This is a genomic window from Pseudomonadota bacterium (genome assembly GCA_030860485.1).
Taxonomy (GTDB): Bacteria; Pseudomonadota; Gammaproteobacteria; order JACCXJ01; family JACCXJ01; genus JACCXJ01.
Map to the genome: position 1 here is coordinate 25,292 of JALZID010000229.1, position 8,924 is coordinate 34,215.

General features: G+C 66.8%; 9 protein-coding genes. 2 read left to right on the forward strand and 7 right to left on the reverse strand.

What is annotated here, in order from left to right:
- Window positions 1-26 precede the first annotated feature (26 nt).
- The 7 genes from ispF to M3461_14155 form a co-directional block, all read right to left on the reverse strand.
- A complete protein-coding gene (gene ispF, locus M3461_14125) occupies window positions 27-512 on the reverse strand; it encodes a 2-C-methyl-D-erythritol 2,4-cyclodiphosphate synthase (protein ID MDQ3775397.1) in 486 nt (161 codons plus the stop codon).
- Window positions 512-1,210, reverse strand: coding sequence for a 2-C-methyl-D-erythritol 4-phosphate cytidylyltransferase (gene ispD / locus M3461_14130; protein MDQ3775398.1), 699 nt, complete (start codon window positions 1,208-1,210; stop codon window positions 512-514). Before ispD ends, ispF begins: the two co-directional genes overlap by 1 nt.
- Window positions 1,211-1,495, reverse strand: a complete 285-nt coding sequence (ftsB, locus tag M3461_14135) for a cell division protein FtsB (protein MDQ3775399.1) — start codon at window positions 1,493-1,495, stop codon at window positions 1,211-1,213.
- A gap of 82 nt (window positions 1,496-1,577) precedes the next feature.
- Window positions 1,578-2,864: a phosphopyruvate hydratase gene (gene eno / locus M3461_14140; protein ID MDQ3775400.1), complete on the reverse strand. Its 1,287-nt coding sequence runs from the start codon at window positions 2,862-2,864 to the stop codon at window positions 1,578-1,580.
- Between the two features lie 143 nt (window positions 2,865-3,007).
- Window positions 3,008-3,916, reverse strand: a complete 909-nt coding sequence (locus tag M3461_14145; protein MDQ3775401.1) for a thermonuclease family protein — start codon at window positions 3,914-3,916, stop codon at window positions 3,008-3,010.
- A 269-nt stretch (window positions 3,917-4,185) separates the two neighbouring features.
- Window positions 4,186-6,447: a bifunctional 23S rRNA (guanine(2069)-N(7))-methyltransferase RlmK/23S rRNA (guanine(2445)-N(2))-methyltransferase RlmL gene (rlmKL, locus tag M3461_14150; GenBank protein ID MDQ3775402.1), complete on the reverse strand. Its 2,262-nt coding sequence runs from the start codon at window positions 6,445-6,447 to the stop codon at window positions 4,186-4,188.
- Window positions 6,448-6,632: 185 nt separating this feature from the next.
- On the reverse strand, window positions 6,633-7,742 hold the full coding sequence (locus M3461_14155) for a Fic family protein (protein ID MDQ3775403.1): 1,110 nt from the start codon (window positions 7,740-7,742) through the stop codon (window positions 6,633-6,635).
- 370 nt (window positions 7,743-8,112) lie between these two features.
- Here M3461_14155 and M3461_14160 point away from each other — a divergent pair, with 370 nt between their 5' ends.
- Together M3461_14160 and M3461_14165 are read left to right on the forward strand one after the other, a co-directional pair.
- On the forward strand, window positions 8,113-8,382 hold the full coding sequence (locus tag M3461_14160; protein ID MDQ3775404.1) for a ribbon-helix-helix protein, CopG family: 270 nt from the start codon (window positions 8,113-8,115) through the stop codon (window positions 8,380-8,382).
- A complete protein-coding gene (locus M3461_14165) occupies window positions 8,382-8,780 on the forward strand; it encodes a PIN domain-containing protein (GenBank protein ID MDQ3775405.1) in 399 nt (132 codons plus the stop codon). The genes M3461_14160 and M3461_14165 overlap by 1 nt, the downstream gene beginning before the upstream one ends.
- Window positions 8,781-8,924: the final 144 nt, after the last annotated feature.

The following is an 8,924-nucleotide window of genomic DNA, read 5'->3' on the forward strand; positions in this document are numbered from 1 at the left end:
CCGGTTGCGCGTGGCGGGCGGTGACCTTACTCCGGATTCGTGACACGGCACAGGAGGGCGATGGCATGAGCGGCGATACCCTCCTCGCGCCCGGCGAAGCCCATGCCCTCCGTCGTGGTCCCCTTGAGGTTGACTTGACCCGGATCGACCCGGAGATCCGCGGCCAGGTTCTCGCGCATGGCGGCGAAATAGGGCGCGAGCTTGGGTTCTTGCGCGACCACCGTGGCATCGACGTTTGCGACCTGGAAACCGAGCGCTTCGATGAGGCCGAGCGACCGGCGCAGGAGGATGCGGCTGTCGATCCCCGAAAGCGCCGATTGGGAATCGGGGAAATGCCGGCCGATGTCGCCCAGGCCCGCGGCTCCCAAGAGTGCATCACAGACCGCATGGATGAGCGCATCGCCGTCGGAATGGGCGAGGAGCCCGCGCTCATGGGGGATCGTCACCCCGCCGAGCACGAGGCGTCGGCCCGCTACCAAGCGGTGGGCGTCGTAACCGTGGCCGATGCGCATCATTCCTGGTTCTGGGCGCGCAGGTACAGGGCGGCACGCGCCAGATCCTCGGGACGCGTGATCTTGATGTTGCCGGCGTGTCCCTCGACCAACCGGGGCGCGAGGCCCATCTGTTCCATCGCCTGCGACTCGTCCGTCACCACGCCGCCGCCTGCCGCCACCTGCTCCAATGCGGCAATCAAGGCGCCGAGCCGAAACATCTGCGGCGTCTGCGCCTGCCACAGCCCATCGCGCGCGACGGTGCCGAGCACCTCACTCGCGGGCCCCGCGCGCTTCAGGGTGTCTCCTACCGGCACGGCCAGGAGACCGCCGACCGGATGGTCCCATAGCGCCTCGATCAGGCGGTCGAGGTCCGCTCGCCTGAGGCACGGCCGCGCGGCGTCGTGTACCAGGACCCAGTCGTCCTCATCGCCGTGGATGGCGAGTGAGCAGAGCGCCGCGAGCACCGAGTCGCAGCGCTCAGCGCCACCGCTCGTGACCCAGAGGGGCGCGCGGCAGCGGACCTCCACCCTCTGCCAGTAAGGATCGTCGGGGGCCAGGGCCACCACCACCCCGCTCACCTTGGGGTGATCGCCGAGCCGCCTGAGGCCGTGCGCGAGGACCGGGACCCCGCACAGGGGAAGGTATTGTTTCGGGACATCGGCACGCATGCGTGCGCCGACACCAGCGGCCGGGATCGCCGCCCAGACCCTGCGCATCTACTTCGCGGCCTCGGCGGGCGCTTCGATGATCTGGTAGAACACCTCGTCCTCCCGGATCATGCCCATCTCGGTCCGGGCCCGCTCCTCGATGGCCTCTAGCCCCGACTTCAGATCGGCGACCTCGGCCTCCAGGGCGCGATTGCGCTCGCGGAGCCGCCGGTTTTCGAGCGACTGGGCATCGCGTGCGGAATGAAGCTCCGCGAGATCGCCTATTCCCCGTCGGCCAACCCACAATTGATATTGCAACGCGGCCAAGAGGACGGCCAGCAACGCGATGAGGATCGCGGTGAAGCGCGTACCCCGGCGCACCAGCCGGACGCTCGGCGGTAGAGGCGCGATTGCTCTCGCCGGTTCCGACATGCCGCTATCCGGGAAGGCCACGGAACGCACGGCGCCCGGGATAAGACGCCTGCGCCCCGAGCTCTTCTTCGATCACGATCAAGCGGTTGTATTTCGCGACCCGATCGGAGCGCGACAGCGATCCGGTCTTGATTTGCCCGCACGAGGTGGCGACCGCCAGATCGGCAATGGTGGTGTCCTCGGTCTCCCCGGAGCGGTGCGAGACCACGGCCGTGTAGCGCGCCTCGCGCGCCATGCGGATCGCGGCTAGGGTCTCGCTCAAGGTCCCGATCTGGTTGACCTTGATGAGGATCGAGTTGCCGATCCCGCGCTCGATGCCCTGTTTCAGGATCGCGGTGTTGGTGACGAAGAGGTCGTCGCCGACCAGTTGGACCCGATTTCCCAGACGCTCGGTCAGGAGCCGCCACCCCTCCCAGTCGTTCTGGTCCATGCCGTCCTCGATGGTGGTGATGGGATAGCGCGCCACCCACTCTGCGAGCAGCTCGGCGAATTCCGGGCTCGTGAGCTCCCGGCCCTCCGAGGCCAGCCGGTAGCGCCCATCCCGGAAAAACTCCGAACTCGCGACATCGAGGCCCAGGAGCACATCCTCGCCGGCACGATAACCGGCACGCCCGATGGCCTCCAGGATCACCTCGACCGCCGCCTCATTCGAGGGCAGATCCGGCGCGAAACCGCCCTCGTCTCCGACCGCGGTGTTGAGCCCGCGCCCGCGCAGCACGTCGCGCAGGGCGTGGAACACCTCGGCGCCGTAGCGGACGGCGTCGCAGAGGCTCGGGGCGCCGACCGGCAGGATCATGAACTCCTGAAAGTCCACGTTGTTGTCCGCGTGCGCGCCCCCGTTGATGATGTTCATCATGGGGACCGGGAGCGTCAAGGGTCCGTCGCCGCCCAGATGGCGATAGAGCGGCACGCCGCTCTCCGCGGCCGCGGCGCGGGCCGCGGCCATCGACACGCCGAGGATGGCGTTGGCCCCGAGTCGTCCCTTGCTGGCCGTGCCGTCCAGCCCGCACATGAGCTCATCGAGCTTGGCCTGGGCGCCGATCTCCTGCCCGACTAGCGCGCCCTGGATCTCGCCATTCACGTGCGAGACGGCCTTCTGCACCCCCTTGCCGCGATAGCGCTTGGGATCCCCATCGCGCAGCTCGACGGCCTCACGCTCGCCTGTGGACGCCCCCGAGGGCACCGCGGCGATACCGACGGCCCCCGATTGCGCCACGACCTCCACCTGGACGGTAGGATTGCCGCGCGAGTCCAGGATCTCGCGGCCGTGGATGGATTGGATGCTCGACATGCCCGTGCCCCCGACTGTGAGGGGACCAAAAAAGCGCGATTCGTGACCGTGCGTACATCATAACGACAGGAGGTCCGGAACAAAACCACCCGGGCGCGAGTCTGTGCGCTTGCCGCCTGCTTGTCCTGAAATCAACGCCGGGCTCAGGACAGAGGTTCGTCGCTGATCTGCCCCGTAGCGCGCACCACGATCTCCGGTTTGCCACCGAATAGCTTGAGCGTGCCCCGAACATAAGCGTAGCTGCGCCGCGGGTGCTCGGGTTCGGCGGCGATGTAGCGATTATCGAGCAAGCGCAGGATCGCTTGCCCGGCGTCGGCGTCGGCATCCGGCACAAAGAGCTGAAACGGCTGCTGCAAGGAACCGATGGTCACGACCACGTGCCGGCCGCCAACGCGATGGTATTCCCGCAACTCCGTGAACACGGTCGCCTCGGTGTCATGGGCCGCGAGCATCAAAAGGCGCTCGTAGTCGAGGCGCGAGTTGAACAAGAGCGGATCGCCGATACGGGCCTCACGATAGGCGGCGATCGCCTGCGCACGCAGGTGCCACCAGACACCCAGGAGGGCATAGTTCCGAGCCTCGGCCCCGTTCACCTCGAGCTGGTCCCAGACGCCCCGATGGGCGGACTGGGCCTCCCGCTCCGAGGCGGTGTAGCGCGCGTGGTAGTCCGGAAAGTCGGCATAACCGTACTTCACGAAATACGGGCTGTAGCCTGTCCGGATCATGTGCTCCTGGAAATCGAGCCCGGCCGCGTGCACGAAGCCGAGCACCCTGCCGAAGTTGTCGCGATGCTTTTCCCAGCATTCCGCCAGGGGCTCGGTACCCGGAAACTCCAGCGTCACGGCCGCGTCGTTCGGGAGGAGACGCTGGGCCTCGGCCTTCGCCTCACGTCCCCAGGGTGTTTGGGGCTTGGTTGGACTCCCGGAATTCGATTCCTCGGTATCGAGCGCCAGGATGCGGATGCTCTCTTCCCGCCCGTCGGCGCGAATCCGCACCGTATCCCCATCGACCACGCGTATCACCGTACCGTCCACCGTAGTGCCAAAGAACATACGCTCTACCTCCTCGCATCAATGTTTGGCGGCGCATTACGCGCCGCATGCTGTCGCCATCGCAATCCCCGCAGGACGCTGCGGGCGCGTACGACCCGTCGGACGACTCCGCCACCCAGTTCCCGGGGCGGCCATACGTCGGACCGCCCCGCGTCGAGGGTATCCTCGGGCCCTGTTATTCCAATGTTACCCCTCGGGCGATCGGCGATCAGTGACTTATTCACATTTTTCTCGGCCGCCGAGCGAGGCGGCGGTGTGTTCCGAAACGCTTAGAGCGGTGTAAACCGCCAGCAGCGGTGCACGCGCGGGTTGCGGGCGAAGTCCGGGGGGATGGTGGAGCCCGTGAGGTCTTCTATCCGCAACCCGAGCGCCGCGATGGCCGGCTCGTCAAGTTTCATGTGGCGGCGGTTGGTGGAGAAGATCATCAACCCGTCCGGCGCGAGCAGGCGGGCGGCGGCGCGGATCAGCGCGAGGTGGTCGCGCTCCACGTCGAAAGTCTCGCGCATGCGCTTGGAATTCGAGAAGGTCGGCGGATCGGAGAAGATCAAACCGTAGCGTTCGTCCGCGCGTAGCGTTGTTTCCTCCAGCCAGGCGAGACAGTCGGCCTGTACAAGTAGGTGTTCCGGTCCTGTGATGCCGTTGCGGTCGAGGTTGCGGCGCGCCCAGTCCAGATAGGTGCCGGACAGATCCACGGTCGTGGTGCTCGGGGCCCCGCCGAGCGCGGCATAGACCGTGGCGGTGCCCGTATAGCCGAAGAGATTCAAAAACCTCCGCCCGCGGGCCAGCTCACCGATCAGTGCGCGGGTCGGGCGGTGGTCCAGGAACAAGCCGGTGTCGAGGTAATCGGTTAGGTTCACGAGGAAGCGGCAGCCGTTTTCCCGGACCTCGCGCAACTCGCCGCCGGCGGCCAGCTTTCGGTATTGCTCGGCACCCCGCTGGCGGCGGCGTTTTCTCACGTAGAGGTGTGCCGCGGGTATCGCGCAGAGCCTGATAATCATCGCCAGCGCGGCTTCCAGCCGACCGGCCGCGCGCGCCGCATCGATGTGGGGCGGGGCCTCGTGCTCCTGTACATAGACATAGCGCCCCTCGCCCTGATAGAGATCGATGGCCAGGTTGAATTCCGGCAGATCGGCGTCGTAGATCCGATAGCAATCGACCCCCGCCCGCCGCGCCCAGCGCGCCAGTGACTTCATGTTCTTGGCCAGCCGGTTGGCGAACATCTCGGCGCCCGCGGCGGCTCCCAGTCGTTTGGCCCTTGCGGGAGTCTCTGGCGCTCTCCGGTCGAGCGTGCCCCTGCCGGCGGCGTTCCCGACCGGGCCGGCAGCCATCGTTTCCGCCAGGGCCGTGCGTCCCGGTGGAGTCGCGATGACGGCTTGCGGTGAGGACGGCACATGGAAGCAGTAAAGCCCGCAACGCAGCGTGCCGTTGTAGAGCACCTGCGTGCGCTCGGGCACGGCGCGCAGGCGGTGGGCGAGCCCAAGGTTGGCCGTGAAGACAGCCGCCCGCCAGCCCGGAAACCCCCGTTTGAGCGCGTCGCCCAGCGCCGCATATAGGCGCGGCAGATCGGGGTCCCGCCCGAGGCGCTCGCCATAGGGCGGGTTCGCCACCACCAACCCTGGCCTGCCCGCCTGCGGTTGCAGATCGACCAGTGCGCATCGCTCGATGCGGATCTTCTCCGCGAGGCGCGCGCGCACCACGTGACTGCGCGCCATCTGCACGGCCATCGGATCGCTGTCGGAGCCGAGAATGGCGTTGTCCCGCATCCCCTTGGTTCGCCGTGCGCACGCCTCTTCCAGCAACTCGGCCCAAACGATCGGGTCGTGCCCGCGCCATCCGAGGAATCCGAAGTAAGGGCGCAAGAGACCTGGCGCGGTGTCGAAGGCCATGAGCGCCGCCTCGATAGGCAGGGTCCCGGACCCGCACAAAGGATCCGCGAACGGCGCGCCCGACTCGGCCAGCGCGGGCCAGCCGGCAGAGACCAGGAGGGCCGCGGCCAGGTTCTCCTTGAGCGGCGCCGGGCCGCCCTCCTCCCGATAGCCGCGGCGGTGCAGCGCCTCGCCGGAGAGATCGATGCCGAGGCTCGCCTGATCGCGGTGCAGATACACATGAACGCGCACATCCGGCCGGTCGCGATCGATCGAGGGGCGCTCGCCATGCCGTTCGCGGAGCTGGTCCACGATGGCATCCTTGACTTTGAGCGCCCCGAACTGGGAGTGGGTGATGGCGGAATCGACCGCCTCGAACCTCACCGCCAAGGTCCCCGCCGGCGCCACATGCTGGTCCCAGTGGATGGCCCGCACCCCTTCGTACAGGGCCTCGGGCGTGGGCGCCGGGAAGCGCGTGAGGGGCCACAGGACCCGGCTCGCGAGCCGGGACCAGAGGCACGCGCGGTAGGCCGTCGCGAGGTCGCCTTCGAAGTACACCCCCGCGCGCCCGGGCCGCACCGAAGCTGCGCCGAGGGTAGTCAACTCGCGCGCAAGCAACCGTTCCATGCCCTTGGGCGTGGTGGCGAAGAGCGATGAGCGGAGCATTCGCTATCCTCAGAGCCGAGGCCGCGCGGGCCTCAGAAACCGACCCCCATCCATCCGGCAGAGATCATCCCGCGAAACGTGCCCGGATATGCTCATTGACGCAGTTCGGTGGCCGCCGCTCGCCCATGTACCGAGAGCTGCGCGCACCTCGATGGTCTCTCGGAAGCGTTTCTCGGAAATCACCGTTATTGCGTGGAGACTTGCTCGAGGATGGCGACGATCTCGCGCGCCACGAAGATCCGGTTCCGGCGACGGCCGCTGGCCTCGTGAAGCACACCGGCACCGACCAGCTTGTCGACGTTGAGCTGTGCGGCACGGTGGGTCACGTCGAGCACGGCCGCCGCCCGTGGGATAGTGACAGCAGGGGCGGCAAACAGCTCGTCGACGAGTCGCAAGAGAAGCGTCGAGGCGCGTGCCGACTGCAAGCGATCCCGATAGGTCTCGCGCAGATCTAGAAGGCGTTTGGATCGGTCCCTGGCGTCCTGCGCTTGGCTACAAACCCCGGCGAGGAAGTATTCGATCCAGACGTCCCATTCGGCGCGCCGACTGACGGCCAGGAGTCGGTCGTAGTATTCGGACCGATGCCGCTCGAAGAAGGCGCTCAGATAGAGCACGGGCTGCGGCAGCAGTCCCCAGACGCTCAACAAGAGGGTGATCAGCAGCCGGCCGATGCGCCCGTTGCCGTCGAGGAACGGGTGGATGGCCTCGAATTGGTAATGTATCAACCCCAATCGCACGAGCGGCGGCAGATCCGAGCGGGCGTGGATGTAGCGCTCGAGATCGGCGAGAGTAGCGTCCATGAGATCGGCCGGTGCGGGTACGTAGGTCGCCTCGGCCAGGCTGCAGCCGGGCGGGCCGATCCAGTTCTGCGAGCGGCGGAATTCGCCCGGCGCGAGGTGGCGCCCGCGCACGCCGGTCATCAAGCGCTCATGCATCTCGCGCAGAAGCCGGAGGCTTACGGGCAGGTCGGCTAGCCGCGTCAACCCGTACTCGAGCGCCTTGACGTAGTTCGCCACCTCTAGCACGTCCCCTGTCGCCTGCGCCGGTGTGGCTGCCGCCTCGAAGAAAAAGAGATCGGACAGCGAAGCCTGGGTACCCTCGATCCGGCTCGACAGGACCGCCTCGCGCCGGACGAACGGGCGGATCAAGAGATGCGGGTTCGGCAAGGTGCGGGCCAGTCCCGCCAACTCGCCCACCTGCCGATGCGCTTCGGCCGCCAGCCCCGCGAGCTGCCAGGTCGACTCCAGCGGTGGGGGGAGTGGATTCGGCACATAGGCCCAAAAGCCCGTGTGCATCTTGACAACCCGACCGTGGGTAGCGGGGCTGAAGTCCGAAGGCTGCATCGCCAGGCAAATGTTACTTTACTTCGTCCAGCACGCAATAATAATACTTTCTTGCGGAAAAGTATCATATACTGGCCACGCGCATCATTGCCGATCCCCTGTCCGGCCGGCCGGGAGAGGGCGAGGGTGAGGGGATCTAAAAAAGCGCGATTCCTGATCGTGCGTGGTAGCACCTTCGAGTGGGGACGCACCGAGGGAAGGGGTGCGCCGATCGACCTCTGTCCACATGCGCACTGCGCAGCCTACGCTGCACGTGGGGCGGTTGACCGTGGTTCGCCAGGCATCTAACATAGTCTAACATGTTACTGCCGTGGAGGCCTGCATGAACTTCAGCATCCATCTGCCCGATCCCTTGCTCGCCGACCTAGACGCCTTCGCGCAAGCGCAACGGACGAGCCGCAGCGGCATGATCCGGGAGGCGGTGCGCGAGTACCTAGCCCGCCACGCGCTGCAAGCCTGGCCCGCGGATCTCGAGCGCTGGATGCGCGAGCCGTTAGCTGACACGGCCGAGCAAGGTCCGAACTTCGATGCCATCCGTGCCGAGATGAATGCGGCGATGCAGAAGCGTGCAGCCCGAAAGGCCAGGCGCTAATGCGCTACCTGCTCGACACCAACATCGTCAGCGCTTGGGCGCGGAAAAGCTCGTCGGCCCTGATGCTCAAGCTGGCGCAAACGCCACCCGCGGGATTATGCGTATGCACCCTGGTCGAGCACGAGCTGCTCTACGGCTTCGCACTCATGCCCGGGACTCGGGCGGAAGCGATGACCCTGCGCCTGCTCGAGCTCCTACCGAGCCTCCCTTTCGGCAGCGCCGAAGCCAGGCGGGCCGCGACTATGCGCGTAGCACTCGCCCGCGCGGGCAAACCGATCGGCCCCTACGACACGCTGATCGCGGCGACCGCGCTGGAGCATGGGCTGACGTTAATCACGCACAACACGCGCGAGTTTCGGCGCGTGGAAGGCCTGGCCGTCGAAGACTGGCTCGCTTGAAACATCAAGTCCGTAGGCTAATGGTATGGACTCCTCCCCTCCCTAACGGCATCGTGATGTGCCAGAGTGGAGGATGAAACGACCACTTCGACGAAGAGGAGGAGTCCGGATATGAACAGTACGACAATCGGGTTGGACATTGCA

Bases quoted from the DNA above. Each gene is read 5' to 3' on its own strand.
- ispF (MDQ3775397.1), bottom strand. From the start codon at position 512: ATGCGCATCGGCCACGGTTACGACGCCCACCGCTTGGTAGCGGGCCGA.
- ispD (MDQ3775398.1), bottom strand. From the start codon at position 1,210: ATGCGCAGGGTCTGGGCGGCGATCCCGGCCGCTGGTGTCGGCGCACGC.
- eno (MDQ3775400.1), bottom strand. From the start codon at position 2,864: ATGTCGAGCATCCAATCCATCCACGGCCGCGAGATCCTGGACTCGCGC.
- M3461_14145 (MDQ3775401.1), bottom strand. From the start codon at position 3,916: ATGTTCTTTGGCACTACGGTGGACGGTACGGTGATACGCGTGGTCGAT.
- rlmKL (MDQ3775402.1), bottom strand. From the start codon at position 6,447: ATGCTCCGCTCATCGCTCTTCGCCACCACGCCCAAGGGCATGGAACGG.
- M3461_14155 (MDQ3775403.1), bottom strand. From the start codon at position 7,742: ATGCACACGGGCTTTTGGGCCTATGTGCCGAATCCACTCCCCCCACCG.
- M3461_14160 (MDQ3775404.1), top strand. From the start codon at position 8,113: ATGAACTTCAGCATCCATCTGCCCGATCCCTTGCTCGCCGACCTAGAC.
- M3461_14165 (MDQ3775405.1), top strand. From the start codon at position 8,382: ATGCGCTACCTGCTCGACACCAACATCGTCAGCGCTTGGGCGCGGAAA.